This is a genomic window from Arthrobacter arnarulunnguaqae (assembly GCF_051262515.1).
Lineage (GTDB): Bacteria > Actinomycetota > Actinomycetes > Actinomycetales > Micrococcaceae > Arthrobacter_N.
Genome location: NZ_JBIMER010000008.1, coordinates 78,100 through 103,710, shown reverse-complemented (window position 1 = coordinate 103,710; position 25,611 = coordinate 78,100). Strand labels below are relative to the sequence as shown.

Sequence of the window (25,611 nt, the reverse complement as noted above, 5' to 3'; positions counted from 1 at the left end):
ATCCGCGGACCGCGGGGTGCGTGGCGTCTACTGCTTCTTGGTCTTCTTGAGGGCGTCGGCCAAGGATCGCGCCTCGGCCGCCAGGTGCGCGGCCGCGTCGGTGTCGCCGGCCTGGACCGCTTCCCAGTAGTCGATCTTCAGGGCGACGTAGCGCTTCCGCAGGGCGATCCACTTCGCCTCCGTGGACAGCTGCTCCTGTTGCGTCCTGAGCAGGTCGATTTGCGCGGCCGCGGCGGCCGCACCGTGCTGGCCGTTTGCGACGTAGCGGCGCATGTCGCCGACCGACATTCCCGTCGCGTTGAGGCATGCCACCCAGGTCAACAGGTCCAGGTTGTCCTCCGTGTAGACCCGGTGTTTGCTGCTGGCGTCGCGACCGATCGGCGCGATCACTCCGATTGACTCGTAATAGCGCAGGGTGCTGGCCGGAAGGCCGGTCATCGCCGCCGCTTCCTTGATCGTGTAGGTCCGCCGGATGGTTGGTGCGCTCACTCCCTCAACGATAGGAACTTCAAGTACTTGAAGACAAGGGGCGTGTGGTTCGGGAGGTTCAGCCCAGGATTTCCCAGGGTTCGATCTCACCCTCGACCACCCTGAAGAGTGGGTGCGGATCCGGCGCGGCGGACTCCAAGGTGGGGAGCCGTTCCGGGTCGCGGACGGCCAGTTTCGCGGACAGGTGGGCGCGTTCGTAGTCCATCTGTCCGCGCGTGACCGTCAGGAAATCCGGGCCGCCGGCCGACGCCGCGCCGGGTTCGACGCCGGCCGGCGGTACGACGATGAGGGACCGGTTGAAGTTGTAGCCGCGCGCAGCTGCCTCGTCGGCCATGCCCGCGAGGTAGGCGCCGATGGCGGCGACGGGTTCGGGACAGGCGCGGAAGCGGACCAGTTGCGGGTGGTTGCGGTAGCCCGCCGTCGCGCCCTGGAGCACCTTTTGGGCCAGCAGCGTCTCGCGCCAGCACGCCACCAGGCCCTTGGAATCCAGGTACCGCGGATGGAGGCTCCAGATGCGCATCCGCTTAGCCTAACCAGGAAGATCCGGTGGCGCGCGCCGCGCTATGCGGGCAGGACCCGAATCGTGAAGGTTCTGCGTGCCTGCGCGCCGCTGTTGTCCTTGACCTCCACGGTGAAAGTGAACGTCCCGGCCCGCGTCGGTGTGCCTGTGACCCGGGCCTCGGGCCTGTTTTCGAGGGTGTTTCTGACGAAGCGCGTCCCATCGGGAACGCTCCCGGAGACCAGACTGAACTTGAAGGTGGAGGGGCCGGGAGGATCGCTACACACGATGTAACCCAGATAGGCCTGTCCCACGGTCGCGTCGGGCATTTGCGCCGGGGTAAGGAAGGCTAGTTCCTCGGAGCCCTGCACCGTGGCTGAAGCGCTGTTGGACGGGGCGGATGTGTTTTCAGCGGCGTCGAAAGCGACCACGGTGTAGGTGTAGGTGCCGGCGGCGAGGCCGGAGTCGATGAAGCTGGCCGAATCCGTGGTGCCCAAAAGGGACCCGTTGCGGGTGACCCGGTAACCGGCCACCCGCGTGTCATCCGTGCTGGCTCCCCAACTGAGGCTGACGGTTGTGCCGACGATGGTGGTGACCAGGTTCGTCGGGGCCGTGGGGGCGGTGGTGTCCGATCCGGGTGGCTCCGGGACCGTCACCGACGCGCTGTTGCTGGGGCCGGACGCGTTGCCGGCGCCGTCGACCGCCGCCACGGTGTAGGTGTACGTGCCGGGGGTGCGGTTGCTGTCGTTGTAGAAGGTGTTGAGCACGGTGGTGATGACGACGCCGTTGCGGGTCACCCTGTACCCGGTAACGCCCACGTTGTCCGTGCTGGCGGTCCAGGCGAGATCTGCCGTGGTGCCTGAGAGTGTCGCGGTCAGGTTGGCGGGCACGCTGGGGGCGGTGGAGTCGGACGTCGGCGGGGGCACTGTCACCGATGCGCTGTTGCTTGCCGCCGAAACATTGCCGGCGCCGTCGATCGCGGCCACGGTGTAGGTGTAGGTTCCTGCCGCAAGGCCCGAGTTGGCGAAAGTCGTGCCCGTGACGGTGCCCGTAAGCACGGTTCCGTTGCGGACCACGCGATACCCGACGACCCCAACATTGTCGCTGCTGGCTGTCCACGCGAGGTTCGCGGTGGTGCCCGAAAGTGACGCGGTGAGGTTGGTGGGTGCACTGGGAGGGGTGGTGTCCGTCGGCGGCGTCTGGGTCACGGTGCACCCCGACAGGCTCCTGGTGGTCACCGTCGCCGAACCGTCCCGCAGATCCACGGTGCAGTCTGCGGGTGCTGTGTACGAGGCACGCCCGATGCGGAACTTGCCCGAGCTGTCGCTGCGGCCCATCACCACGTTGTCCACGCTGATGTCCCGGGAGGCGATAGCTGTTCCCTCGATCCGCAGATCAGAACCATCGACCTCGGCCCTGGAAACGGAGACGGCAGCTTCCGCCGGCGTTGCAGTGATCATGCCAGGGAGCAGGGCGCCCAGCAGGATGGCCGCGATGGCCAAAGATCCTCTCTTGTGCAGCATGTCCATGTCCTCACTCGTGGGTCCTGACGACCCGTGGAGGAAGCTGTTCGCTGTGCCGTCTCCCAGCGAAGGCATTCCCTGATGCCTGAGACGATCCATCCGTAACCGATATAGCACCTGTGACGGGGTTTCCGGTCTGGACAACGGGGCTCCAGCATGGAAAGTCATGCACTCAACGGAACCGTAGATGCACTGTAACTCCGTTACTTGGGATTGCACAGGTCGCGCGTTGACTCAGTGGAGATGCTCGCGAAATGGGGTGCGTGCCTCATCTGGACATGCTCGCGAAGTCGCAGCCCCGTTGGGCCGCCGCGCTATTGCCGGTAGCGTGGAGCGCACCATGACGATCGTAGGAATGCGGGCCGCCGCCGCTTTGGCCGCCGCCCTGTTGACACTGACCGCCTGCACCGCGCCGCAACCGGCGCAACCGACCGAATCCAGCAGCGAAGCGCCGTCGAGTTCTGCCCCGAGTTTTTCCGCGAGCCCCTCGCCCAGCGCTTCGGCCGAGGCCAGCACCACGCCGGACGCGGAGGCGGAATCCCTGCTCGGGCAGCACGGGGTCTCGGCCGCGCATCCGGCCGCCGTCGACGCCGGCATGAAGATCCTGGACCAGGGCGGCAACGCGGCGGACGCGGCCGTCGCCGTGGCGTTCGCGGTCGCCGTGGTGGAGCCCTTCGCCTCCGGCATCGGCGGCGGCGGCTCCGCGGTGCTCGCCGAGGCCGGAGCCGACCCCGTCGCCTACGACTACCGCGAGGTGGTCGCCAACGACGGCGTCATCCCCGAGTCCGGCACGGGCATCCCGGGATTCGTCTCGGGCCTCGCCCGCATCCATGAGGACCACGGCTCCCTGGAGTGGAAGGCGCTCCTGGTGCCCGCGATCGACCTCGCGGAGAACGGCTTTCCCATCACCGACTTCCTCGCCCTGCGCATGAAGAGCGACGCCGGCCCGGCAGCGCTCGACGGGCTCGGCCAGTTCAAGGCCTTCGCCGGCATCGGGCTGCTGAAGTCGGGCGACGAACTGGTGCAGGAGGACCTCGCCGCCACCATGCGCACGCTCGCCGACGAGGGCCCCGAGGCGTTCTACACGGGCAGCCTCGTCGCCGACCTCACGAAGGTCGACGGCATCGACGCCGCCTCGCTGGCCGACTACAAGCCCGAGCGGCTCAAGCCGGCGCGCGGCGCGTTCGGCGAGTACGACGTCGTTTCCGTTCCGCCCGCGCTGCCCGGCCCCGCCGTCGTGCAGTTGCTTCAGGTGGCCGAGGGACTCGGCATCGCCGACTCCGCCCCGGGATCCGCGCCGTACGTGGACCGGATGACCAAGGCCTGGTCCGTGGCCGACTCCACGGTGACCGAGCACTTCGGCGACCCCCGGTTCGTGGACGTGCCGGTCGATCGGATCACCGACCCCGAGGCGAACGCGGAGCTGGGCGACAACGCGCAGGCCAGCGGCGCCGACGCGGAGACCGTCGACGCGCCGCAGGCGGGCGGACCGATCGAGGCGGGCAACACCACGCACCTCACGGTGGTCGACTCCAGCGGATTCACCGTCTCCATGACCAACACCATCACCAACTTCTGGGGCGGGGGAAAGACCGAAAGCGTCGGCGGGTTCTTCCTCAACAACCAACTCTCCCGGTTCGCTTCGCTGGACACCCCGAACAACCAGCCCGAACCGGGCCGCAAATCCGTGAGCTGGGCCGCGCCGTCGCTGGTCATGGACGGCGAGGACCGCGTGGTCATGGGCCTCGGCAGCCCGGGTGGACACCAGATCCCGAACATCCTCGCGGGCGTGCTGGTGCCGTGGGCCCTGCAGGACGCGCCGCTCCAGGAGGCGATCGATTCGCCCCGCTACCACCTGCAGGACGGCGTCCTCGCCGTCGAGCGGGATCCGTCCGCCGGACTGACGGGATTCGTGGACTCCAAGGGCTGGGAACTGCAGCGCACGCAGCGCGAGGAGGCCGTGTTCGGCTCCGTGCAGGCGCTGGAGATCGACTACGAAACGGGGAAGATCATCGGCGCCAAGGACACCCGGCGGGAGGCGGACTTCGCGACCGCCGAACCGTAGCCCGCGGGAGAACGGTCCGGGAACGGCGCCTCGCCGGGATAACCGCGGCGTAGTGATCTAAAATGGACCGTAGATCTTGAAAAACCCACCACCCCGCCGAGTGCACACCGAAGCGATGCGCACGGGGATTGCCTTGGGAAGGAGGCCGACCGTGACCAGCAGCCCCGCCGCAGCGCACGGCCGGCTGTCCGGAGCCACGCTCGCGCTGGGCAAGGTTCTCCTGTTGTTGGGGCTGCTCCTAGTGCACGTCGTCGGCGGGGACCACGTTCCCGCCACGCATGCGGCCCACACCCAGGCCGCGACGCATTCCTCCCCTGCGGATGCACATCGACACGGCACGGCCGCGTCCGAGGCGGCCGCGCCGGCGTCGCTCTCAGCTTCGTCCGCGCCCGCGTCGGATTCGCTGGCCGCGGACGGGCACGACGCCGGATCGTGCGTGGGCGAAGGCTGTGGCCTGACGATGGCGATGGCGGGGTTGTGCCTGATCGCCCTCCTCGCCGGCGGCCTGATCCTCCGCCGGGTCTACCGCAATGCTTCCCCGCTGGTCCGGCGCGGACCTCCGCCGGTGCGGCTCTGGAGGCCAATCCCCGCCGTCCGCACGGGACCTTCGCTGGTTCGTCTGTCGATCAGTCGCACCTAAAAATGCGCACGGACCGCACCCTTCAGGGGTTCGGTTCGTGCTTCGCCGCGCCCGCCGCTCCCCGGACGGCGGATCAATGCCAGTGAATCCGCATGCACTCGAAGGAAAAACACCATGAAGAAAGACCAAGCACTCGCCGCCACCCTGCTGGCCGCCACGCTCGCGCTGACCGGCTGCGCCGCCGGAACCGACCCGGGCGCCGGATCCGGCATGGACCACGGTTCCATGTCGGCTTCAGCGGAGTCTTCGCCGGACGACGCCGCGGAGCACGGGCCGGCGGACACGATGTTCGCCCAGATGATGATCCCCCACCACGAGCAGGCGGTGGAGATGAGCGAGATCATGCTCGCCAAGGACGGATTGGATCCGCGCATCCTGGACCTGGCGAACAAGATCAAGGCCGCCCAGGCGCCGGAGATCGCGACGATGACCGAATGGTTGGGCGCTTGGGGGGAGCCCGTGGAAGCCGAATCCATGGGCCACTCCATGGAAGGCATGATGACCGACGAGGATCTGGACGCCCTCGATTCCGCGGAGGGGGACGCGGCGGCCGAGCTGTTCCTGACCCGGATGATCGAGCACCACGAGGGGGCCGTCGAGATGGCGGAGAACCAGATCGCCGAAGGATCGAACCCCGAGGCCGTGGAGCTCGCCGAGCAGGTCGTCGAAGACCAACAGGCCGAGATCAAGGCCATGCAAGAGATGCTGCCGGATTTCCGGTAGCGTCGGCCTCGGCCCAAGAAAGCGAATCATGCCTTTTCTCCCGTTACGTCCCGTCCGGCGGAGACGCGTACCCGGCGCGCCGCGCGCGCTGGTCGGCGCGGCCGCGGGGGCCATCCTCGCGCTCGCCATCGCCGGATGCTCCGCGCAGCCGGCGGAGCCGACGCCCGGTGACGCCGAGACCGACGGCGGTCTCGCCCACGTACATGGTGCCCACGCCGACCCCGACACGGGGAAGTTGCTGCTGGCCTCCCACCACGGCCTCTTCGACGCCACCCGGGAACCCGCGGAGCGGATAGGTCCGGAGGTCGATCTCATGGGCTTCACCGGCGACGGCAACGGGACTTTCTACGCCTCGGGCCACCCGGGGCCCGGCGTCGACCTTCCCAACCCCGTGGGACTCCTGAAGTCGACGGACGGGGGAGAAACCTGGGATCCTCTCTCCCGCCAGGGCGAGTCCGATTTCCACGCGCTCACCACCACCCGGGACGGGATCGTCGGATTCGACGGCGAACTTCGCACCAGCGCGGACGGCACCGCGTGGGAGACCGTCCGGAACGCGCCGAAGCCCTACGCGCTGGCCGGCACTCCGGAGGGCCGCGTGGTGCTGGCGACCACCGAGGATGGCCTCTGGAGATCGGAGGACGGGGGAGCCTCGTGGTCTCCGCCCTCCGGCGGGCCCGTCCTGCTCACCGCGGCCTTCGTGGACGCCCGGACCGTGGCCGGCGTCGCGCCGGACGGCGCCGTGTACATCAGCGACGACTCAGGAGAAACGTGGGCGGAGACCGGGGCTAGCGGCGGCCAGCCCGCCGCCGTGACCGGGACCCGGGACGACGCCGGGGAGGTCACCGTCTGGGTTGTCGAAGCCGACGGCACCTTCGAGGAGGTGCGGATACCGTGACATTCGACCCCATCTTCGTTTCCGCGCCCGCATGTGAAGGGGCGTGACGCCGAACATGGCGCAAGCCACCGAACCCGTTCCCGTGTCCCCCGAGGAGCGCCCCGCCGGAGGCGGCCGCATCGTGGCCCTGGACGCTGCCCGCGCGGCGGCGATCGTGGGCATGATCGCGGTCAACGTCGGCCCGCGGGAGGACGGCGGCGGACTGCTCGCGGTGCTCTACGGGTTGCCTGTCGGACGCGCGTCCCTGTTGTTCATGATGCTCGCCGGAATCGGGATGTCCATCCTCTCGCGCCGCGCGCGCCGGCCCGGGGGACGGCTCCCCTGGACCTCCGTGCTCTGGCGCGCCGGGCTGCTCTTCGTCTCCGGGCTCGCCCTCCAGCTCCTGGACCACGAGGTCAGCGTGATCCTGGCGACCTACGGGATGCTCTTCCTGCTCTGCCTTCCGTTGCTGCGGGCCCGGGCACGCGTCCTGGCCTGGACGGCCGGCATGGTCACTGTTGCCGGACCGCTCCTGTGGGTAGGCGCGCAGGTGGCGGCCGGCGACACCTACCGGTTCATCCAGCCGACGCTTCTCGACACCCCCGCCGACGTCCTCGGTGGGACGTTCCTGTCGGGGTCCTATCCGGTGGTGGTGTGGGCCGCGCCGTTCCTCGTGGGGCTCCTGCTGGGGCGCGCCGATCTGAGGAGCCGGGCGCTCCACAAGCGTTTGGTCCTGTGGGGCGCGGTCGCGGCGGTGGCGGGCTACGTGGTCTCCCGGCTGCTCATCCTGGCGTTCGGCGAGCCACCGGACCGCATGGGGTGGGACCACCTCGTTTCCGCGGTGGACCATTCGCAGATGCCGTTGTGGCTGGTGTCCGGCTTGGGCAGCGCGGCCTTCGTGCTCGGTATCTTCATGCTGGCAGAGCGTTTCGTGGCCCGTCGACTCGGGGCGCTGATCGCCGCGGGGAGGTTGTCCCTGACCATCTACGTCGTGCACCTGGGCGTGCTCGCCGCGCTCGTGAGGCCCGAGCCGCACACCCTTTACGACGGGATCCTGATCACCACGGTTCTCTCCGTCGGCTCCATAGTCTTCGCCGTGCTGTGGCTGAAGTGGTTCAAGACGGGGCCGCTCGAGTACCTGTTGCGTACCCCCGACCTGCCGCGCTGGCGCCGGGGGAACGCGAGGGCCCCGGGGGCCTCAGGGGAGTAGGGCCAGCAGCTCGGCGCAGGCTTCCTCGCAGCGGCGGCAGGCGTCCGCGCAGACGCGGCAGTGCTCGTGCATTTCCGCGTGGCCCGCGCACTCGTCGCCGCACGCCTTGCAGGCCGCGCGGCAGGCCTCGAGGAGGGCGCGTACCACGCCGGCGTCCCGTTCGGTTTGTCGGGAGAGCACCGCCCCGGTCGCCGCGCAGACGTCGGCGCAGTCGGCGTTCAGCCGGATGCATTTGGTCAGGCCGGACACCATGTCCTCGCCCAGGCAGGCGTCCGCGCATGCGGTGCACGTGGCGGCGCATTCGAAGCACGCGGCAATGCAGGCGGCGAGCTTGTCGGCGTCGGGCGTTGCCGCGGCGCGGGGGTGGGTGTCGATCATGGCGGCAATGTGGTGCGTCATCGGTCTCTCCTTCGTTTGGGGCGAGGTGTCGTCCTCCGACGGGGTCCGAAAGGGCCCCCGCGGCCGACCCTAACCCACGGGATAGGAAGGGGGAACAGGGGCGGCGTCGACGCGACGGGGCGCCGGCGCCGGGCGCGCACCGTTATGAGCCGCGGGTCGCGGAAGCGTGTGGCAACTTGAAGACTTGCGGTCCATGCTGGTGCGGAGGCAACCGCGACCGCGCGGTCCTCCGGAAAACTGCGGCTGGGGCGTGGAAATGAAAGAACTGCGGGTTGCCACCGTCGGCTACGCCTTCATGGGACGGGCGCACTCGAACGCCTGGCGCAACGTGGGCGCCTACTTCGACGTCCCTGACGTGCGGCAGGCTGTTCTGGTGGGTCGCGACCCCGCCGCCACCAAAGAGGCCGCACGGCGTCACGGCTGGGCGGAGACAGCCACGGACTGGCGGGATGTGGTGGGGCGGGACGACATCGACATTATCGACATCTGCGCCCCCGGCTGGCTGCATGCGGAGATCGCGATCGCGGCGCTCGAGGCCGGCCAGCACGTACTCGTCGAGAAGCCGCTGTCCAACACCCTCCCCGAGGCCCGCGCGATGGTTGCCGCCGCGGAGGCGGCGCCGAATCAGGTGTCGATGGTCGGATTCACGTACCGCCGCGTGCCCGCGCTGGCCTATGCCCGCGATCTCATCCATTCAGGACGGCTGGGCACCGTGCGGCAAGTCCGCGCCGATTATCTGCAGGACTGGCTCGCGGACGCCGGCGCCCCGATGACCTGGCGCCTGCGCAAGGAGACTGCCGGCTCGGGCGCGCTGGGGGACATTGCCTCCCACGCGGTGGACCAGGTCCAGTACCTCACCGGGCAGAAGGTGACGACGGCCTCGGGCACACTGCACACGTTCGTCCCGGAGCGTCCGGGCCCGGACGGCCCGGAGCCGGTGACAGTCGACGACGCCGCTTGGGCGACGTTGGGGCTCGACGGCGGCGCCGTGGCGAGCGTCGACGTGTCCCGTGTGGCGTTGGGACGGAAGAATGCACTGCGGATCGAGGTCTACGGGAGCGCCGGCGCGCTCTCGTTCGACCTCGAACGCCCCAACGAACTGCAGTTTCTGGACGGCGCCAACCCGGCGGAGGAGTCCGGTTACCGTCGCGTCGTTGTCACCGAGCCCGGCCACCCCTATGTAAATGCATGGTGGCCCCCAGGCCACGTGCTCGGCTGGGAGCACGCGTTCACGCACCAGGCGGCCGACTTCCTCGGTGCGATCGCGGACGGACGCCCCGCGTCGCCGTCGTTCGCGGACGGCTTGGTCGTGCAACAGGTGCTGGAGGCGATCGAGACAAGCGCTGGCAACGGCGGGTCCACCACTCGGATTGGAGCATGACTATGGCACGCAACTTCACGCTGTTCACCGGACAGTGGGCGGACCTGCCGCTGGAGGAGGTGGCCCGACTCGCCGCCGGCTGGGGCTACGACGGGTTGGAGATCGCGGTCTCCGGCGAACACCTGGACGCGTGGCGGTGGGACGACGACGAGTACGTCGCCGGACGCCTCGAGATCCTCGAACGCCACGGGCTGAAGGTCTGGGCCATCTCCAACCACCTCAAGGGCCAGGCGGTCTGCGACGACCCGATCGACTTCCGGCACCAGGGGATCGTCGGGGAACGCGTCTGGGGCGATGGCGACGCCGAGGGCGTGCGGCGGCGCGCGGCCGAGGAACTCAAGCACACCGCGCGGCTGGCGAAGAAGCTCGGCGTGGACACCGTCGTCGGATTCACCGGATCGTCCATCTGGCAGTACGTGGCGATGTTTCCGCCGGTCCCGGCGGAGACCATCGATGCCGGCTACCGGGACTTCGCGGACCGTTGGAATCCCATCCTGGACGTGTTCGACGAGTGCGGGGTGCGTTTCGCTCACGAGGTTCATCCGTCCGAGATCGCCTACGACCACTGGTCCACTGTCAGAACACTGGAGGCAATCGGGCACCGCGAGGCGTTCGGGTTGAACTGGGACCCGAGCCACATGATGTGGCAGGGGATCGACCCGGTGGCGTTCATCTCCGACTTCGCCGACCGGATCTACCACGTGGACTGCAAGGACACGCGGATGCGGATGGGCGGGGGACGCAACGGTATCCTCGGCTCGCACCTGCCGTGGGGCGACCCTCGGCGCGGCTGGGACTTCGTCTCCGCCGGACGCGGCGACGTGCCCTGGGAGGACGCGTTCCGGGCCCTCGCGGCGGCCGGCTACGCGGGACCGATTTCGGTCGAGTGGGAGGACGCCGGGATGGACCGCTTTCACGGCGCGCCGGAGGCACTGGCCGCGCTCAAGAGGTTCGACTTTCCGGCGTCGGCCCTGTCCTTCGACGCCGCCTTCAAGCAGGGCTGACGCCGAGGCGGCCCGGGCCCCGCGCCGGGGGAGCGCGGGACCGGGCCGCGGCCGGGGGGAGATGCCGGGGCGCCGTGGGGCGCCCCGGCATCGTCAGTTTTCGCGAATGAGCGCGCTGTCCTTGGTTTCCTTCATGAGGACGCCGGTGGCCAGCGTGATCGCCGCAACGGCGATCAGGTAGAAGAGGAACCAGTTCTGGTGTCCGGCCTGCGACAGGGCGGCGTTGATGTGAGGAGCGGTTCCGCCGAAGATCGCCGTCGCCAGGGACAGCGGTCCCGCGACGCCGACCGCGCGGACCCGGGTCGGGAACACTTCAGCCCACACGGCGCCGTTGACGCCAAAGAGCAGTGCCATGATCGTCAGCGACGCAAGCATCGCCAGCAGCAGGCGGCCGAAGCTGCCGTCGGCCAGACCTTGGATCGGGATGGTCAGCAGGACGAAGGCGATGCCGAACGTGATGACCATGGGCCTGCGCCCGATCCGGTCGCCGAGCCGCCCGGCGCCCAGGAAGTAGACCTGCGCGATCAGGCTTGTGGTGAGCTCGCTGAACGGGTCCTGCCCATGGTGGAGCCGAGCGTAGGTGGGCATGAAGATCAGCCAGGTGTAGAACATGATCGAGCCGACGGCGGAGGTACAGCGCGAAGGCGCCCAGCACGCCGCCGATGCCGAACGCGACGCGCCATCCCCACTCCCGGATGAACGGACCACCTCCGCGCTGCTGGCGTATGCGCAGTCGCACGAGGTCGCCAACGGCGTGGTCGGCACTTCTGTCTGAACCGAAGCTGGACGTCAGCGAATGCGCGCTGAAGCCGGGTCCGCGTTGGAGGCCCGGAGGCTGCTGCCGATACCGATGCCGGGCAATGCCGCGTCCCGAGCATCGGTAGGCTGGTGGTTGCCGTTGACGGGTTTGGGCTTCAAGAGTCGTGGTTCCGCGACCTGCCCCAGAGAGGAAGGGCGCGCGTGGCACAGATCAAGCAGGACCCCGGTGAGGGGATGCGGTGGCCAGACAGCCTAAGCCGGGCCGGGGAACGCTCCCGCCAACTTCTGTGGGTGCTCGCGCTGGTGGCCGTCGCCATCTTCGTGCTGTTGCAGGTCAGGCTCGTGGTCATCCCGTTCCTGCTGGCCCTGATCCTGGCTGCGGCCATCGTCCCGCTGGTCAATTGGCTTCGCCGCAGGGGGTGGCCTGATGCGCTGGCGACCGGTACGGCGTTTATCGCGCTCCTGACGGTGTTCGGGGCAGTGGTCGCGGGTATTGTCGTGACCGTTCGCAGCCAATGGGACTCCCTGGTCGCCAAAGCGGGGGAGGGGTTCGACCAGCTGTACGCGCTCCTGAGGCAGGGACCCCTGCCCGTGGACGATGTCATGGTCCAAGACGCCCGCGAGTCCGCGATGGACTTCGCCACCAGCGCCGGCGCGGGGAACCCCGCCGTGGACGGCATCTTCGCCGCCACGGAGTTCGCCGCCGGCTTCGTCCTCATGGCGGTCATCCTGTTCTTCTTCCTCAAGGACGGCAGGAGGATGTGGGTGTTTTGCCTTCAACCCTTCACGGGCCGGCAGCGGGCGAAAACGCGGCTCGCCGGGATCCGCAGCATCGAGGTCCTGGGTGGTTACGTCCGGGGCACGGCCATCGTGGCACTGGTCGACTCCGTGCTGATCGGGATCGCCCTGTGGATACTGCAGGTCCCGCTGGCGCTACCCCTTGCGGCCGTGGTCTTCGTGGGGGCCTTCATCCCACTGATCGGCGCGACCTTCGCCGGTGTCCTCGCGGCGGTCGTCGCGCTGGTGGCTAACGGCCCGCTGGCGGCACTGATCGTCGTCGGCGTCATCGTCGCCGTGAACCAGCTCGAGGGAAATCTTCTCCAACCGGTCGTGATGGGCAAGACCCTCAACATCCACCCGCTGGTCATCCTGGTGTCCCTGACCGCCGGGACCGTCCTCGCCGGAATCACCGGCGCCATTCTTGCGGTGCCGGTGGCCGCAGTCGGCTGGTCCATCGCCAAAATATGGATCGGCAACCGGTTCGGCGCCGACCCGTTCCCCGGCCGCCACCAGCCCCGCCACGGCTGAACCGCGGCCCCGGTACCGTGGAGGGTGCGCCCATCGCGGGAGCCGGTTACAAGACCTCGCTTCCGCGCACGCCGCGAAGTGCGGACCCGTCGCCGTATTTCGCGGGCGTGATGACGCTGAGCTTGCCGTTGGACTCCAGGACCACCGCCTTGGCCGCGGAGGGATCGCCGAGGCCCTGAAGCCGCACGGCCTGGCGCAGTTCGGATTCGGCGAGACGGTTGCGTGCCATCGCGGCGGGCTGGATGACCCCGTTGGCGAGTAGGAGCACGGGCTCGGATGTGAAGATGCCGCGGAGACGGGGGTGGCGTGCGCAGGCCCAGGCCACGACGAATTGGAGGCCGGCCAGAACCGCGAAGGCCGCCAGCCCCTCGGCCCAAGACACGTCCTTGCTGAGCAGAATGGTGGCCAAGGTGGAGCCCAGGGCGACCGTGACCACGAAGTCGAAGGCGTTCAATTGCGCCAGTGTGCGTTTCCCGGAAATACGGAGTACGACGACGAGGCACGCGTACGCCGCCGTGCCCACCAGTAGCGTCCGCATCAGCTCGGGCCAGGAGTCGAACCACATCGTGCTGTTCCTTCCGTTGTCGGGATCGCGCCGATTCCCGCTGCGCGGGGCGTCAGGCTTGCGGGCCGCCTCGCTACGAGTCTCCCAGGCCCTCTCCCGGGGGCATACGGGGCATTCCCGGAGCCGGGGGAGGCGCCGGACCCGCCAGCGGCTCCCGCAGGAAGTACGCGCCCAGGGAACCGGCGAGGGTGGCGAACACGGCCACCGAGTAGAGCGCCAGGATGATCTGCAGGACCTTGGAGAACGCGTCGTCCGTCGTGATCCCGCTCCCCGTGATGGTGGCCAGGGCGGCCTCGTAGAGGGCATCGGTGTAGTTGGCGTGGGAGCCGACGGCGTAGAGCAGTTGGCTGGACGCCAAGACCACGACGGCGGTGATCGTCGCCAGCCACCCGATCCGGTTGGACAGCAGTCGCCCCGCCGAGCGGGACCCGCGGACCCCGGCGGACAGGATCCCGCCGACCCGGGCCAGGCGACCCAACCGCAGCAATCGCACGGCCTGCAGGGCGCGGAAGAAGCGCAGAAACGGCACGAGCAAAAAGATCACCTGCCACCAGTTCCGCTTCCAGAACGCGCCTTGGAAACGCGCAATGTGGGCGCGTAGCAGGAACTCAGCGACGAAGATCGCCCAAAACACCCAGCCGACGACGGCGAAGGTCCGGCTCCAGCCCGGGTCCGAGACCAGGAGTTGACCGAGCACCACGAACAGGAAAACTACCCCGAGCAAACCCATCGGCCGGTCGAGTCGCGCAGCGAAAGCCTCCGCGGACCACAACCGGATCCGTGCCCCCTCGTTCGTCGTCGAGTCGTCCACCGTGCCCCTTTTCAGTCCGTGAGGTGTTCGAGCATGGCGGACGCGACGGCCTCCGGGGAGTCTTCGGTGGGGATGTGCCGGCCAGTCACCTCCACGAGGTCGCTCCCGGGTATCTCGCGGACGTACCGGCGCGCGAAGGCGACCTTCTGGAAGTCGTCGTCGCGTCCCCAGACGAGGCGGGTGGGGATGGCGGCCTCGAGTAGACCCGGGACCAGATCCGTGGTGAAGCGCGCGTCCGCTGCGCCTGCCATCGCCATCCACGACCGGCAGCGGGCCGGGCTCGTCCAAGGGGACGTGTAGTCCGCTATCTCGTCGCCGCTGAACTCGCGGCCCACGGTCATTTGCATGGTCTTCGTCCGTGCGGCGAGCAGGTCCTCGGGCGTGGTCCCCGCGCGGACGTCCGGGTCGCGGAAGCGGGCCACCGCGGGGACGGGCCACGAATCGAACATCACCGAATTGACCAGGACGAGCTTGTCGACGCGCCCGCTGTGGACGGCGAGATGTTGGGCGACGCCGCGGTGGCGGTTCCGGCGTCGAGCTCTCCGTCGCTGCGCCCGAAACCGGGCAGGTCCAACGCGACGCAGGCCACGGCGTCCCCGAGCCGGGGCATCACGGGCTGCCACACCCTGCTCCAAAATGTGCCGTGCAGCAGCAGCAACGGCGGCGCGGCGGGGTCGCCGGCCGCGAGGTAGGACAGCCGCGTTCCGGCGACGTCGACCTCTTCTCGGCGCATGTGGGAGGTGTTGGGTTCCATAGCTCCTCCTGGAATCGTGCAGCGAGCGCCACGCCCGCTTCGGCGGCGCACTCCGTCCGTGGGGGCGGTGCGCCGTACCCACACTCTAGGCGTCTTCGGTGGCACGCAAAGGGGTTTTTCGTTCCCGAAACCAGCCGCGAATCGAGTCCGCGCGTCGGCGGACGGGACGCCGTCGCGGTAAGCGCCTCTGCCCGGCAAGCGGGCGGGAACGCTACCCCGTGAGGGCGTCCAGCGGCAAGATGAACGCTACGAAATATAACGGCTTGGTAACGATGGCGAAGGCGGGCCCGGGTTGTGACTACGCTAGCGCGCTAGCCGCGCCAACCCGGCGATCCCCGGGGGTGCTCGACGGAGCCGCGGACCGCCGAAATATCGCCAAATGGTGTCAAATACCCCGGACCCAGCTTGATGTTCTCACACAGGTCGCTACCTTGGAATAGATGGCTGACCAACTCGAAGAACCCCAGACACGTCCGAGGCACGAGGCAGAATTCCGCCACCCAGATACAACCGACGGCCACGCGCTCTGGCGCATGGCACGCGACACGGAGGTCCTGGACCTCAACTCGTCCTACTCCTATCTCCTGTGGTGCCGCGACTTCGCGGCGACGTCCATCGTCGCCACCGCGGCCGACGAACCCTGTGGCTTCGTCACGGGCTACATGCGCCCCGACGAGCCCGGCACGCTGATGGTGTGGCAGGTCGCGGTCGACGAAAGTCAGCGCGGACGCGGCCTCGCCGCGGCCATGCTGGACGAACTGGCCCACCGGGCCGGCGCCGACCGCGTGGAAACCACGATCACGGCGGACAACGCGGCCTCCAACCGCCTGTTCACCCGTTTCGCCGAGCGGCACGGAGCGGATTTCGACCGCGAACCGCTCTTCACCCCGGATCTCTACCCGGACGGCCACGACACCGAGTACCTGTACCGCATCGGCCCGCTCGGCCTCGACGCGGACCTGCGCGCACTGCAGTTGACCGGCGCATCCGCCCGCTGACCGCACCACGCGTCCACTCCACCACCGCCGTACGACGCCGTTGCCTCCGCACCGTCCACGGCGCCACTCGCACCACCACCGAAGGGATTTCCCATGACTGACATTTTCGAGACGCTCGAGTCCGAGGTCCGCGGCTACTGCCGCAGCTGGCCGGCAGTGTTCACGCACTCCTCCGGCAGCACCATGACCGCCGAGGACGGCACCGACTACCTGGACTTCTTCTCCGGAGCCGGCGCCCTCAACTACGGCCACAACAACCCGAAGCTGCTGGCGCCGCTGATGGACTACCTGGCGAGCGGCGCCGTCGTGCATTCGCTCGACATGAAGACGCCGGCGAAGCGCACGTTCCTCGAGACGTTCCAGCGCCTCATCCTGGAGCCGCGCAACCTGGACTACAAGGTCATGTTCCCCGGCCCGACAGGGACCAACACCGTTGAGGCGGCCCTCAAGCTGGCCCGCAAGGTCACCGGCCGCCAGCACATCCTCTCCTTCACGAATGCCTTCCACGGCATGACGCTGGGCTCGCTGTCCGTCACCGGCAACTCGATGAAGCGCAAGGGCGCCGGCATCCCGCTGACCAACAGCTCCAAGATTCCGTACGACGACTACTTCGACGGCGAGACGGCAGATTTCCTGTGGCTGGAGCGCGTCCTCGAGGACAGCGGCTCGGGCGTGGACAAGCCGGCGGCCATCATCGTCGAGACCGTTCAGGGCGAGGGTGGCCTCAACGCCGCGCGCGCCGGCTGGCTCCGCGGACTCTCCGACCTGTGCAAGAAGCACGAGATCCTGCTGATCGTCGACGACGTGCAGGCCGGCTGCGGCCGCACGGGCACGTTCTTCAGCTTCGAGGAAGCCGGCATCGAGCCGGACATCGTGTGCCTCTCCAAGTCCATCTCCGGCTTCGGCCTGCCGATGGCGCTCACCCTGTTCCGCCGCGAACTGGACGTCTGGGGCCCGGGCGAGCACAACGGCACCTTCCGCGGCCACAACCCCGCGTTCATCACCGCCACCGCGGCGCTGGAGAACTACTGGGCCAACGACGACTTCCAGAACCAGGTCGCCGGCACCATCGCCACGCTGCACCGCGGACTGGACGCGTTGGCCGCCTCGGTCGAAGGCGCATCCGTCCGCGGACGCGGCCTGCTCGCCGGAGTGCGCTTCCCGGACAAGTCCACCGCCGGCCTCGTGGCAGCCGAGTCGTTCCGCCGCGGTCTCCTGGTGGAGACCTCGGGACCGGACGACGAGGTCCTCAAGCTCATGCCGGCGCTGACCATCAGCGACGCCGACCTGAACCGCGGCCTGCAGATCCTGACAGACGCCACGCGCGTCGCCGTGGGCGCCCCCGCGCTCGCCACGGTCTAGCACGACGCCGGAACCCGCCTGCCCGGGCCGCCGCGCGCGGCGGCCCGGGAACCCCAGAACCAAAGGAGCACCATGCTTGTTACCCAGTTGAACGACCTCAACGACACCGACCGCGACATCAAGTCCGACACCTGGCGCAGCCGCCGCATGGTGCTGTCCGGGGAGGGCGTCGGTTTCTCGTTCCACGACACCGTGATCTACGCCGGCACGACGTCGACGTTCCACTACGCCAACCACATCGAGGCCGTGTACTGCGTCCAGGGCGAGGGAACGCTGACGGATGAGACCACCGGCGAGGTCCACGACCTGCGCGACGGCACCATGTACCTGCTGAACGGCAACGAGAAGCACACGGTGCGCGCCACCAGCGAGTTGCGCATGGCCTGCGTCTTCAACCCGCCGGTCACGGGCCGCGAAGTGCACGACGAGAACGGCGTCTACCCGCTGATCGTCGAGGAGCCCGCGCCGGTCTCATAACCCGCGCCGGGGCAGCGCCCCCAAGGATTTGCCCATCCGCAAGGCTGGGCAGCAACGATGTGCCGGCCCGAAAGGTCCGGCACATTGGTGTCTGCGCGGTACGGCGCAGACCGGCAACAACCGAGGAGGAACGGACATGACGGAGACACTGAGTCGCCTACACGACCAGTATCCAACACGAACAGGCAGCGACTACAAGGTGCTGGACCGGACCGGTCCCGTGGTCTGGGGATCCGCCACCGACGGTCCCATGGACGCGGGGACCCTCGAGGGTTTCGAGTCCAAGGGCTACCTGGCCATCGACCAGCTCATCACCGCCGACGAGCTGGAGACGCTCCGGGGCGAACTGAGCCGGCTGTCCGAGGACCCGACCGTCCGCGCCGACGACCGCACCATCGTCGAGGCGAAGTCGCAGGAGGTGCGCTCGATCTTCGACGTGCACCGCACCAGCGCGGTCATGCGGAAGATCGCCAACGACCCGCGGGTGGTGGAACGCGCCCGGCAGATCCTGGGCTCGGACGTCTACATCCACCAGTCCCGGGTGAACTTCAAGCCCGGCTTCGAGGGCAAGGAGTTCTCCTGGCACTCGGACTTCGAGACCTGGCACGCCGAGGACGGGATGCCCACCCCGCGCGCGGTGAGCGTCTCGATTTCGTTGACGGACAACTACTCCTACAACGGGCCGCTGATGATCATGCCCGGTTCGCACAAGAAGTACATCTCGTGCGGGGGAGAGACCCCGGAGGACAACTACAAGGCGTCGCTGGTCATGCAGGGCGCCGGCACCCCGGACAAGGAGACGCTGACCCGGTTCGCCGACGAATACGGGATCGACGTCCTCGAGGGCAAGGCCGGCGGGGCGATCATGTTCGACTCGAACTGCATGCATGCCTCCAACGGCAACGTGACGCCGTACCCACGCTCCAACGTGTTCATCGTGTTCAACAGCGTCGAGAACACCCTGGTGGAGCCGTTCGGCGCGGCCGAGCCGCGCCCGGACTACATCGGAGTCCGGGACTTCACGCCCGCGGGCTAGACAGTGCGACGGCGGTGCGCCCGCTGGCCGTTTTCGGGGTTCGATGTCCCCGGGAACGGCCAGCGGCGCGTAGGCCAGTAACATGCCCGCGAACCGATCCCAAGCCTCGAACGCTTGACGAATTCCGGTTTGGAGGCGGGCAGCGGCGCGACTACAGTCGAGTCGTGTAGAGCGGGAGCTCGGGTACGAACCGGGCTGAGAGGGCGAATGACGACGTCGCCGACCGCATGAACCTGTCCGGGTAATGCCGGCGAAGGGATGAGCATTCATGCTTGGTGTTTCCACGACCATCGCAATTTTGGCGGGCGTTCTCGGTGTTTTCGCGTGGGTTGGGCTGGCCGTGGGCCGGGACCGCGACCTCGAACAGTTCACGGTGGCACGCGGCAGCCAGGGCGGACTTGGACTGGGGCTGTCGTTTTTTGCCTCGGGCGTCGGGGCCTGGATACTCTTCGCGGCGCCCGAGGTCGGCGCTTCAGTGGGGCTGGCCGGCGTCCTGGGGTACGCCGTGGCGATCACGGTTCCCCTGTTCGGCCTCGTCTTCGTGGGACGGCGGTTGCGGGCGCTGGTTCCCGAGGGGCACAGCCTGATCGAATTCGTCCGGATCCGCTACGGCCGCACCATGCACGTTTACGTGCTCGGCATCTCCGTCTTGTACATGCTGGTGGCGTTGGCAGCTGAACTGACCGCCGTTGGCGCCGTGCTCGGACGCCTGTCCAGCATGGATCCGCGGGTCGGCATTGCCGCGGTCGCGCTCATCACCGTTCTCTATACGGCCTATGGGGGCCTCCGCGCCTCCATCCGGACCGACCGGTGGCAATCCTGGCTGTTGTTTCCCCTGCTGATAGTCGTCGGCGCACTGCTCTTCGGCGGACTGTCGCGGGAAGCCGCGCCGATGGATCCGGCGTTGTTCGCCGTGGACCTGACGGGCGTCGAGGCGGCACTGACGCTCGTCGTGGCGGTGACGGCAACCACCCTCTTCCACAACGGCTACTGGCAGCGGGTGTGGGCGGCCCGGGACGGGCGTGCGCTGGGCCGCGGAGCGGTCCTCGGGGCCGTGACGCGCTTTCCCGTCGTTTTCGCCGCGGGCATGGTCGGTCTGCTCGCGGCGGCCTATGGCGTCTCCCTCGGCGAACCGCCCGCACCCTTCTTCGCCCTGCTGGATTTCCAGCCCCAATGGGTTCTCGCGCTGGTCCTCATGCTCACCCTCGCGCTGGTGGCATCCACCGTGGACACGCTGCAGAACGGACTCGCCGCGGTTGCCGTCACGCACACCCCTTCCATGGGGCTCACCGGTGGACGCATCGCAACGGCAGTGTTCACGGTCATCCCGGTACTCGTCGCGTTCCAGGGCTTCTCGGTGCTGCGTCTTTTCCTCATAGCAGACCTGTTCTGCGCGGCCACCATCGTGCCCGCGTTGCTGGGGCTGTGGCGCCGTTCGACGCCGGGCGGCGCGGTCAGCGGTTCGGTGGCCGGCCTCGTGGCCGCCCTCGGGTACGGTTTCGCGGTCGGCGGTAGCCTTCCCGAGGCCATTGCCGTTGCGACCTTCGCGGAGGGACTCGCGCTTCCCCCGTTCCTCGCCGCGCTGTTCGCCTCCGCACTGGTCACCGTCGTGGTTTCCCTGGCGTCCGGACGGAGCCGGGACATGGAGGGCATTGGTGCGTTGGCCACGCCATTGACGTCGCCGCAACGGCCGGGGCCATCCGCCGCCGATGCGCCGGAGACGGTCCGATGACCGCCGACGCGGAGCCGGCCGCGGCCGAGGAACGCGACAGCCTGGATCTGCGGATCCAGGCATTCGTCGAACGCGGTGCCGCACCGTCGGAAACCGGCGGCGGGGGCGGCGCCGGCGGGAGCGACGCGGAGGCAGAATTCGGGGGACTCGCGCTCGAGTTGTTCGAGCACCAATACCGCCACAACAAGGCCTACCGGCGCTTTTGCCGCTCGCGCCGCGCGGAACCGGGGAGGATCACCAGCTGGGAACAGATCCCCGCTGTGCCGTTGGCCGCGTTCAAGCAGCTCACTCTCGCGTGCGAGCCACCGGAGGACGCGGCGGCGGTCTTCATGACCAGCGGCAGCACCGACCCCACCCAGCGGGGGCGCAACCACCATCCGCACCTCCACTTGTACGACGCGTCGCTGCGCGCGGGATTTGAGCATTACTTCCTGCCGGACCGGAAACGCATCCGCCTGCTGGTGCTCAACGCCCGCCCCGGGGAGCAGCCGCATTCCTCGCTCGCGTACTTCTTCGGCCGCCTGGTTGATTTCTTCGGGGCAACGGGCAGCACCCACTTCATGGAGAACGACCGCCTCGACGTGCGGCGCGTGGCGGCGGTCCTGCGGGAGGCCGAGGAAGCGGGGGAGCCCGTCGCGCTGCTGGGCGCCTCCTTCGCCTACGTGCATTTGCTGGACGCCTTCGACAACGAGGGACTTGCCTTCCGCCTGCCGGCGGGGAGCCGCCTGCTGGACACCGGAGGGTACAAGGGACGCTCCCGGGAGGTGTCCGCCGAGGACCTGCGCGCGCGGTTCGGGCGGCTCCTCGGACTTCCCGAGTCCCGGTGCGTCAACTACTACGGGATGACCGAGATCAGCTCCCAGTACTACGACACCGCACTCCGCGACGGCTGGGAGGGAACCGGCGTCCGGACCCGCCGCAAGGGCGTCCCGGCGTGGACGCGGATCCGTGTGGTGGACCCGGAGACCGGGGCGTCCGTGGAGCCTGGGCAGAGGGGCCTGATTGTCCACTACGATCTGGCCAACCGGGGATCGTGCCTAGCGGTTCTGGCCGAGGACGTCGGCCACCTGGTCGCACCGGATCCCGGTCGGGAAGCCGCGACCGAATTCGTCCTCCGTGGCCGTGCCGAGGGAACCGAATCCCGCGGATGCTCGATCGCCTTGGACGAAATCCTCGGTGCGAACCGGAGCTGATCGCCATGACCGCCGCCGAACAACGGCAAGTCCCGCCGCCCACCGGCCGCCCGCCCGCCGCGGGGCCGGCCGTCGATGGCTTCTTCCTGCCCCAACTCAACCAGTCCGAGCTCGACGGCCTCGCGTGGGAAACCCGCTCGTGGGGCGCCGTCGATCTCCGCATGCCGGTCGTGACTCCGGCTCTGGTGGACCTCGTGTGTCGGCGGCTCCTCCAAGCCCAGGTCGATTGCCTGGCCGAGCGTCCGGTCATGGAGATCGTCGAAGTGCTCGGACGGGTAGTGGCGAAATGGTCGGATCCGGACTACCCGTTGCGGCGGCAGGCCGAGGAGCTGCTGCCCACAGTGACCGGGTATTCGCCGGACATGGTGCGCCGGGGGCTCAAGGACTACCTCAAGACCTTTCGTCGAGACCGACTGCTGCGTTTCCTCGCCCAGGACTTCGACAACCCGTTGGTGCTCGACGGCTTCCAGCCGAACCGGGCGCAGGGACGTTCCCGCGCCTACGGACCGGGGCTGACGACGCAGTTTTTCGCCGGCAACGTTCCGGGGCTGCCGGTGTGGAACCTCGTGTGCGCGCTTCTGGTGAAGTCGGCGACGTTGGGAAAATCCGCGTCCGGGGAACCATTGTTCGCGGTGCTTTTTGCGCGCAGCCTGGCCGAGGAGGACCCCGCCCTCGCCGCGTGCCTGTCCATCCTGCACTGGCCCGGCGGGGACGACGCGATTGAACAGGCGGCCTTCGCCCACTCCGGGGCCGTGACCGCGACCGGTGGCCGCTTGGCCATCGAGAGCGTCGCAAAGCGCCTTCCCGCAGGCATGCCGTTCGTGCCGCACGGGCACAAGATGAGCTTCGCCGTCGTCGGGCGGGAAGCCCTGGCGCTGAACCGCTACGCGGAGACCGCCCGACGCGTGGCGCACGACGCCTCGCAGTACGACCAGCAAGGATGCCTGTCCCCGCATTGCGTGTTCGTGGAACGCGGCGGGGCGGTGGACCCCGGGACGTTCGTGGAGGCCGTGGCGTCCGAAATGGGGCGGTTCGAGCGCAACAAGCCCCGCGCCCGGCTCACCCTCGAGGAGAGCGCGGGCATCGAGCGGGTCAGGTCGCACTACGAGTTCCGGGCCTACGAGGACGAATCGGTCCGGCTGTTCACCAGCGAATCCGGAACGAGCTGGACCGTGGTCTACGAGGAAGGGCCGGTGCGGTTCGAACCCTCGCCGCTGAACCGGCTCCTGCGGGTGCATCCCGTGGACGGAATCGAGGACGTCGTACGCCTCGCGGGCCCCCTGTCCCGTTACCTGCAGAGCGTCGGCATCGCGTGCTCGCCCGAACGTCTAGACGCATGGTCCTTGGCGCTGGGACGGTGTGGCGTCGACCGGATCTGTGCCGTGGGGCAGATGCCGGAGCCCGCCGCCGGGTGGCACCACGACGGACGCGGAAACCTCACGTCGCTGGTCCGCTGGGTCGACATCGAGGGCGCGGCCGAGGCTGCCCTGGAACATTACGACGCCGAATGGACGCTTCCTGGGCGCCACGTCAGCCAGGGGATTCGCCCGTGAGCCGGGAGGGCCCGGGACGCGCCCTGGGCACCAGCAACCTCCTGGCGGACCGGGTCGCGATTGTCACCGGGTCCAGCCGGGGGATCGGGGCCGCGACCGCCCGAGCGCTCGGCGCCCATGGGGCGACCGTCGTCGTGAACTACCTGCGGAACGCCGAGGCGGCGCACCGGGTGGTCGCGGAGGTGGAGGCCACGGGCGGCCGGGCGGAGGCGTACGCCTCCGATGTCACCGACGCCAGTGCCGTCGCAGCGATGGTCGAAGACGTCACCGAACGATGGGGCCCGGTCAACCTGCTGGTGAACAACGCGCTGCGGAGCTACACGTTCGATCCGCTGACCCGCCGCACGGCGTGGGACATCTCCTGGGAGGAGTACCAGTCGCAGTTCGAAGGCAGCGTCGGCGGCGCGTTCAATCTCTGCCGCGCCGTGTTGCCCGGGATGAAGGGTGCGGGAGGCGGGCGGATCATCAACCTGGTCACGGACCTCATCGAAAGGCCGGGCGTCGCCTACCACGACTACAGCACCGCGAAATCGGCCCTGCGGGGGTTTTCCCGCAACCTCGCGTCGGATCTGGGGCCCTTCGGCATCACGGTGAACTGCGTTGCCCCGGGGCTCGTGTATCCAACAGATTCGAGCAGGGCCGCGACCGACGAACAGCGCGACGCGCTGGAGGCGGCCACGCCGCTGCGTCGGCTCGCCACCCCGGAGGACGTGGCCGGCGCCGTGCTGTTCTTTGCCAGTGGATGGTCCGGTTTCGTCACCGGCGGCTGTCTGTTCGTCGACGGCGGGCTCGTGATGAACTGACCCTCCTTCCCGGCGCACCGCCGCGTCCGGGCTGGACACGCGTGGGAGAATGGACGTAATGACTTCAGACCAGCACCGCAACGAGGACCGGAAGCACACCCCCGCCGGTCCGGGTTCCCCGGCCGTCCACGAGCCGGCCGACCTCCATCCCGCCGACGGACACCACCGGACGGGCACGTCCCGGGCGCACGCCGTCCGCCCCGAGCGCACGCCGGAGAAGCTGACCACGAAGCGCAGCGACGGCCGCATCCAAGTCAAGCCAACGGCCGAGGGCTGGAAGCAGGCCATGGGTCCGGACGGACGGCCGCAGCTGCAGTTCGGCACGCGCACCCGGGTGACCCAGCCGCCGGAGCACCTGGCGGATCTCTCCCTCCAGGAGCGCCAGGCGAAGCTGAAGGAGATGGGGTTGCCGGCGTTCCGCGCCAAGCAGCTCTCCGTGCACTACTTCCAGCACTACACCACCGATCCGGAGGTGATGAGCGACCTCCCGAAGGACCGCCGCGGGGAGCTTGCCGGGGCGATGTTCCCGAAGCTGCTGACCGAGATCAAGCGCCTCACCACGGACAACGGCGACACCGTCAAGTTCCTGTGGCGGCTGTTCGACGGCTCGCTGGTCGAGTCCGTGCTGATGCGCTACCCCGGACGCGTGACGCTGTGCGTGTCCAGCCAGTGCGGCTGCGGCATGAACTGCCCGTTCTGCGCCACCGGACAGGCGGGACTGACCCGCAACATGTCCGCAGCGGAGATCCTGGACCAGATCGTCCAGGCCAACCGGGTGATCGCCGAGGGCGGACTCGGCGGGACCCGGCGCGACGGCGGGCACGACGCCGAGCGCGTCACCAACATCGTTTTCATGGGCATGGGCGAGCCGCTGGCGAACTACAAGCGCGTGATGACGGCCGTTCACCGCATGGTCGCCGAGGGGCCCGAGGGTCTGGGCATGAGCGCCCGGAACATCACGGTGTCCACGGTCGGGCTGGTCCCGGCGATCAACAAGCTGGCCGAGGAGAACGTCCCGGTCACGTTCGCGCTGAGCCTGCACGCGCCGGACGACGAGTTGCGCGACGACCTGATCCCGGTGAACTCGCGGTGGAAGGTCGACGAGGCGCTCGACGCCGCGTACAACTACTACCGCGTCACCGGACGGCGCGTGTCCATCGAGTACGCGCTGATCAAGGACATGAACGACCACCCGTGGCGCGCGGAGCTGCTGGCCAAGAAGCTGAACAAGCGCGGCCGCGGCTGGGTCCACGTGAACCCGATTCCACTGAACCCGACCCCGGGCTCCATCTGGACGGCGTCCGAGCGCGACGTCACCCGCGAGTTCATCAACCGGCTGATCGACAACGGAATCCCGACCACGCTGCGCGACACTCGCGGCAAGGAGATCGACGGGGCCTGCGGCCAGCTCGCCGCCGCTGAATAGACGGGAGTGGCAGCGAAGCGGCGT

Annotated in this window: 27 protein-coding genes and 1 riboswitch; of the genes, 18 read left to right on the top strand and 9 right to left on the bottom strand. The window is 68.9% G+C overall.

Features of this window, described 5'->3' with window-relative positions:
- Window positions 1-27: 27 nt before the first annotated feature.
- From ACHAAJ_RS09605 to ACHAAJ_RS09595, 3 genes are read right to left on the bottom strand one after another with little or no spacing between them, the layout of a single operon-like run.
- Entirely contained in the window at window positions 28-489 is a 462-nt protein-coding gene (locus ACHAAJ_RS09605) for a MerR family transcriptional regulator (protein ID WP_435727865.1), read from the bottom strand.
- A gap of 58 nt (window positions 490-547) precedes the next feature.
- A complete protein-coding gene (locus tag ACHAAJ_RS09600; RefSeq protein ID WP_435727864.1) occupies window positions 548-1,009 on the bottom strand; it encodes a pyrimidine dimer DNA glycosylase/endonuclease V in 462 nt (153 codons plus the stop codon).
- 41 nt (window positions 1,010-1,050) lie between these two features.
- Window positions 1,051-2,511, bottom strand: a complete 1,461-nt coding sequence (locus tag ACHAAJ_RS09595) for a fibronectin type III domain-containing protein (protein ID WP_435727863.1) — start codon at window positions 2,509-2,511, stop codon at window positions 1,051-1,053.
- 340 nt (window positions 2,512-2,851) lie between these two features.
- On the opposite strand from ACHAAJ_RS09595, the gene ACHAAJ_RS09590 reads away from it, so the two are divergent.
- The 5 genes from ACHAAJ_RS09590 to ACHAAJ_RS09570 all read left to right on the top strand — a co-directional run bounded on the left by ACHAAJ_RS09590 (window position 2,852) and on the right by ACHAAJ_RS09570 (window position 8,026).
- A complete protein-coding gene (locus ACHAAJ_RS09590) occupies window positions 2,852-4,576 on the top strand; it encodes a gamma-glutamyltransferase (protein WP_435727862.1) in 1,725 nt (574 codons plus the stop codon).
- A gap of 151 nt (window positions 4,577-4,727) precedes the next feature.
- Window positions 4,728-5,216 (top strand): hypothetical protein, encoded by a 489-nt coding sequence (locus ACHAAJ_RS09585; protein WP_435727861.1) that lies wholly within the window; start codon window positions 4,728-4,730, stop codon window positions 5,214-5,216.
- A gap of 114 nt (window positions 5,217-5,330) precedes the next feature.
- Window positions 5,331-5,939: a DUF305 domain-containing protein gene (locus ACHAAJ_RS09580; RefSeq protein ID WP_435727860.1), complete on the top strand. Its 609-nt coding sequence runs from the start codon at window positions 5,331-5,333 to the stop codon at window positions 5,937-5,939.
- A 28-nt stretch (window positions 5,940-5,967) separates the two neighbouring features.
- Entirely contained in the window at window positions 5,968-6,837 is an 870-nt protein-coding gene (locus ACHAAJ_RS09575; RefSeq protein ID WP_435727859.1) for a F510_1955 family glycosylhydrolase, read from the top strand.
- Window positions 6,838-6,892: 55 nt separating this feature from the next.
- On the top strand, window positions 6,893-8,026 hold the full coding sequence (locus ACHAAJ_RS09570) for a DUF418 domain-containing protein (RefSeq protein ID WP_435727858.1): 1,134 nt from the start codon (window positions 6,893-6,895) through the stop codon (window positions 8,024-8,026).
- Here the strand turns inward: ACHAAJ_RS09570 and ACHAAJ_RS09565 are convergent.
- Window positions 8,015-8,425 (bottom strand): four-helix bundle copper-binding protein, encoded by a 411-nt coding sequence (locus tag ACHAAJ_RS09565; protein WP_435727857.1) that lies wholly within the window; start codon window positions 8,423-8,425, stop codon window positions 8,015-8,017. The two genes, ACHAAJ_RS09570 and ACHAAJ_RS09565, sit on opposite strands and share 12 nt — an antisense overlap.
- A gap of 256 nt (window positions 8,426-8,681) precedes the next feature.
- Between ACHAAJ_RS09565 and ACHAAJ_RS09560 the strand changes: the two genes are divergently transcribed.
- Both ACHAAJ_RS09560 and ACHAAJ_RS09555 read left to right on the top strand, forming a co-directional pair.
- Window positions 8,682-9,806, top strand: coding sequence for a Gfo/Idh/MocA family protein (locus tag ACHAAJ_RS09560; protein ID WP_435727916.1), 1,125 nt, complete (start codon window positions 8,682-8,684; stop codon window positions 9,804-9,806).
- A gap of 2 nt (window positions 9,807-9,808) precedes the next feature.
- Window positions 9,809-10,810: a sugar phosphate isomerase/epimerase family protein gene (locus ACHAAJ_RS09555; protein ID WP_435727915.1), complete on the top strand. Its 1,002-nt coding sequence runs from the start codon at window positions 9,809-9,811 to the stop codon at window positions 10,808-10,810.
- 93 nt (window positions 10,811-10,903) lie between these two features.
- Here the strand turns inward: ACHAAJ_RS09555 and ACHAAJ_RS09550 are convergent, their stop codons facing one another.
- Window positions 10,904-11,422 (bottom strand): MFS transporter, encoded by a 519-nt coding sequence (locus ACHAAJ_RS09550; protein ID WP_435727856.1) that lies wholly within the window; start codon window positions 11,420-11,422, stop codon window positions 10,904-10,906.
- On the opposite strand from ACHAAJ_RS09550, the gene ACHAAJ_RS09545 reads away from it, so the two are divergent.
- Both ACHAAJ_RS09545 and ACHAAJ_RS09540 read left to right on the top strand, forming a co-directional pair.
- Window positions 11,421-11,585 (top strand): hypothetical protein, encoded by a 165-nt coding sequence (locus tag ACHAAJ_RS09545; protein WP_435727855.1) that lies wholly within the window; start codon window positions 11,421-11,423, stop codon window positions 11,583-11,585. The two genes, ACHAAJ_RS09550 and ACHAAJ_RS09545, sit on opposite strands and share 2 nt — an antisense overlap.
- A 185-nt stretch (window positions 11,586-11,770) precedes the next feature.
- Window positions 11,771-12,877 (top strand): AI-2E family transporter, encoded by a 1,107-nt coding sequence (locus tag ACHAAJ_RS09540; protein WP_435727854.1) that lies wholly within the window; start codon window positions 11,771-11,773, stop codon window positions 12,875-12,877.
- 46 nt (window positions 12,878-12,923) lie between these two features.
- Here ACHAAJ_RS09540 and ACHAAJ_RS09535 read toward each other — a convergent pair whose 3' ends face one another.
- The 4 genes from ACHAAJ_RS09535 to ACHAAJ_RS09520 all read right to left on the bottom strand — a co-directional run bounded on the left by ACHAAJ_RS09535 (window position 12,924) and on the right by ACHAAJ_RS09520 (window position 15,007).
- Window positions 12,924-13,442: a DUF421 domain-containing protein gene (locus tag ACHAAJ_RS09535; RefSeq protein WP_435727853.1), complete on the bottom strand. Its 519-nt coding sequence runs from the start codon at window positions 13,440-13,442 to the stop codon at window positions 12,924-12,926.
- Between the two features lie 73 nt (window positions 13,443-13,515).
- Window positions 13,516-14,253: a hypothetical protein gene (locus tag ACHAAJ_RS09530; RefSeq protein ID WP_435727852.1), complete on the bottom strand. Its 738-nt coding sequence runs from the start codon at window positions 14,251-14,253 to the stop codon at window positions 13,516-13,518.
- 11 nt (window positions 14,254-14,264) lie between these two features.
- Window positions 14,265-14,702, bottom strand: coding sequence for an alpha/beta fold hydrolase (locus ACHAAJ_RS09525; protein ID WP_435727851.1), 438 nt, complete (start codon window positions 14,700-14,702; stop codon window positions 14,265-14,267).
- Window positions 14,702-15,007, bottom strand: coding sequence for an alpha/beta fold hydrolase (locus ACHAAJ_RS09520; RefSeq protein ID WP_435727850.1), 306 nt, complete (start codon window positions 15,005-15,007; stop codon window positions 14,702-14,704). Before ACHAAJ_RS09520 ends, ACHAAJ_RS09525 begins: the two co-directional genes overlap by 1 nt.
- A gap of 440 nt (window positions 15,008-15,447) precedes the next feature.
- Between ACHAAJ_RS09520 and ectA the strand changes: the two genes are divergently transcribed.
- The 9 genes from ectA to rlmN all read left to right on the top strand — a co-directional run bounded on the left by ectA (window position 15,448) and on the right by rlmN (window position 25,587).
- Window positions 15,448-16,005 carry a diaminobutyrate acetyltransferase gene (ectA, locus tag ACHAAJ_RS09515; protein ID WP_435727849.1) on the top strand — a complete coding sequence of 186 codons (558 nt, stop codon included), beginning with the start codon at window positions 15,448-15,450 and terminating at the stop codon, window positions 16,003-16,005.
- A 93-nt stretch (window positions 16,006-16,098) separates the two neighbouring features.
- Complete coding sequence (ectB, locus tag ACHAAJ_RS09510) at window positions 16,099-17,367, top strand: diaminobutyrate--2-oxoglutarate transaminase (RefSeq protein WP_435727848.1); 1,269 nt, start codon at window positions 16,099-16,101, stop codon at window positions 17,365-17,367.
- A gap of 72 nt (window positions 17,368-17,439) precedes the next feature.
- Window positions 17,440-17,844, top strand: coding sequence for an ectoine synthase (locus ACHAAJ_RS09505; protein WP_435727847.1), 405 nt, complete (start codon window positions 17,440-17,442; stop codon window positions 17,842-17,844).
- A gap of 136 nt (window positions 17,845-17,980) precedes the next feature.
- On the top strand, window positions 17,981-18,880 hold the full coding sequence (gene thpD / locus ACHAAJ_RS09500; protein ID WP_435727846.1) for an ectoine hydroxylase: 900 nt from the start codon (window positions 17,981-17,983) through the stop codon (window positions 18,878-18,880).
- Between the two features lie 161 nt (window positions 18,881-19,041).
- Window positions 19,042-19,156: riboswitch (TPP riboswitch) on the top strand.
- Window positions 19,149-20,612 (top strand): sodium:solute symporter family transporter, encoded by a 1,464-nt coding sequence (locus tag ACHAAJ_RS09495; RefSeq protein ID WP_435727845.1) that lies wholly within the window; start codon window positions 19,149-19,151, stop codon window positions 20,610-20,612. It overlaps the preceding riboswitch by 8 nt.
- On the top strand, window positions 20,609-21,805 hold the full coding sequence (locus ACHAAJ_RS09490) for a LuxE/PaaK family acyltransferase (protein WP_435727844.1): 1,197 nt from the start codon (window positions 20,609-20,611) through the stop codon (window positions 21,803-21,805). The genes ACHAAJ_RS09495 and ACHAAJ_RS09490 overlap by 4 nt, the downstream gene beginning before the upstream one ends.
- Before the next feature lie 5 nt (window positions 21,806-21,810).
- Complete coding sequence (locus ACHAAJ_RS09485) at window positions 21,811-23,358, top strand: acyl-CoA reductase (protein ID WP_435727843.1); 1,548 nt, start codon at window positions 21,811-21,813, stop codon at window positions 23,356-23,358.
- Window positions 23,355-24,161 carry an SDR family oxidoreductase gene (locus tag ACHAAJ_RS09480; RefSeq protein WP_435727842.1) on the top strand — a complete coding sequence of 269 codons (807 nt, stop codon included), beginning with the start codon at window positions 23,355-23,357 and terminating at the stop codon, window positions 24,159-24,161. The genes ACHAAJ_RS09485 and ACHAAJ_RS09480 overlap by 4 nt, the downstream gene beginning before the upstream one ends.
- Window positions 24,162-24,219: 58 nt before the next feature.
- Window positions 24,220-25,587 (top strand): dual-specificity RNA methyltransferase RlmN, encoded by a 1,368-nt coding sequence (rlmN, locus tag ACHAAJ_RS09475; RefSeq protein ID WP_435727841.1) that lies wholly within the window; start codon window positions 24,220-24,222, stop codon window positions 25,585-25,587.
- Window positions 25,588-25,611: the final 24 nt, after the last annotated feature.

Excerpts from the sequence above, each read along its gene's own strand:
- ACHAAJ_RS09550 (WP_435727856.1), bottom strand. The coding sequence starts at position 11,422 with ATGTTCTACACCTGGCTGATCTTCATGCCCACCTACGCTCGGCTCCAC.
- ACHAAJ_RS09535 (WP_435727853.1), bottom strand. The coding sequence starts at position 13,442 with ATGTGGTTCGACTCCTGGCCCGAGCTGATGCGGACGCTACTGGTGGGC.
- ectB (WP_435727848.1), top strand. The coding sequence starts at position 16,099 with ATGACTGACATTTTCGAGACGCTCGAGTCCGAGGTCCGCGGCTACTGC.
- ACHAAJ_RS09570 (WP_435727858.1), top strand. The coding sequence starts at position 6,893 with ATGGCGCAAGCCACCGAACCCGTTCCCGTGTCCCCCGAGGAGCGCCCC.
- ACHAAJ_RS09555 (WP_435727915.1), top strand. The coding sequence starts at position 9,809 with ATGGCACGCAACTTCACGCTGTTCACCGGACAGTGGGCGGACCTGCCG.
- ACHAAJ_RS09485 (WP_435727843.1), top strand. The coding sequence starts at position 21,811 with ATGACCGCCGCCGAACAACGGCAAGTCCCGCCGCCCACCGGCCGCCCG.
- ACHAAJ_RS09545 (WP_435727855.1), top strand. The coding sequence starts at position 11,421 with ATGATCGAGCCGACGGCGGAGGTACAGCGCGAAGGCGCCCAGCACGCC.
- ACHAAJ_RS09595 (WP_435727863.1), bottom strand. The coding sequence starts at position 2,511 with ATGCTGCACAAGAGAGGATCTTTGGCCATCGCGGCCATCCTGCTGGGC.
- ACHAAJ_RS09505 (WP_435727847.1), top strand. The coding sequence starts at position 17,440 with ATGCTTGTTACCCAGTTGAACGACCTCAACGACACCGACCGCGACATC.
- ACHAAJ_RS09600 (WP_435727864.1), bottom strand. The coding sequence starts at position 1,009 with ATGCGCATCTGGAGCCTCCATCCGCGGTACCTGGATTCCAAGGGCCTG.
- rlmN (WP_435727841.1), top strand. The coding sequence starts at position 24,220 with ATGACTTCAGACCAGCACCGCAACGAGGACCGGAAGCACACCCCCGCC.
- ACHAAJ_RS09560 (WP_435727916.1), top strand. The coding sequence starts at position 8,682 with ATGAAAGAACTGCGGGTTGCCACCGTCGGCTACGCCTTCATGGGACGG.
- ACHAAJ_RS09490 (WP_435727844.1), top strand. The coding sequence starts at position 20,609 with ATGACCGCCGACGCGGAGCCGGCCGCGGCCGAGGAACGCGACAGCCTG.
- ACHAAJ_RS09495 (WP_435727845.1), top strand. The coding sequence starts at position 19,149 with ATGCTTGGTGTTTCCACGACCATCGCAATTTTGGCGGGCGTTCTCGGT.
- thpD (WP_435727846.1), top strand. The coding sequence starts at position 17,981 with ATGACGGAGACACTGAGTCGCCTACACGACCAGTATCCAACACGAACA.
- ACHAAJ_RS09565 (WP_435727857.1), bottom strand. The coding sequence starts at position 8,425 with ATGACGCACCACATTGCCGCCATGATCGACACCCACCCCCGCGCCGCG.
- ACHAAJ_RS09525 (WP_435727851.1), bottom strand. The coding sequence starts at position 14,702 with ATGTTCGATTCGTGGCCCGTCCCCGCGGTGGCCCGCTTCCGCGACCCG.
- ACHAAJ_RS09575 (WP_435727859.1), top strand. The coding sequence starts at position 5,968 with ATGCCTTTTCTCCCGTTACGTCCCGTCCGGCGGAGACGCGTACCCGGC.
- ACHAAJ_RS09520 (WP_435727850.1), bottom strand. The coding sequence starts at position 15,007 with ATGGAACCCAACACCTCCCACATGCGCCGAGAAGAGGTCGACGTCGCC.
- ectA (WP_435727849.1), top strand. The coding sequence starts at position 15,448 with ATGGCTGACCAACTCGAAGAACCCCAGACACGTCCGAGGCACGAGGCA.
- ACHAAJ_RS09590 (WP_435727862.1), top strand. The coding sequence starts at position 2,852 with ATGACGATCGTAGGAATGCGGGCCGCCGCCGCTTTGGCCGCCGCCCTG.
- ACHAAJ_RS09580 (WP_435727860.1), top strand. The coding sequence starts at position 5,331 with ATGAAGAAAGACCAAGCACTCGCCGCCACCCTGCTGGCCGCCACGCTC.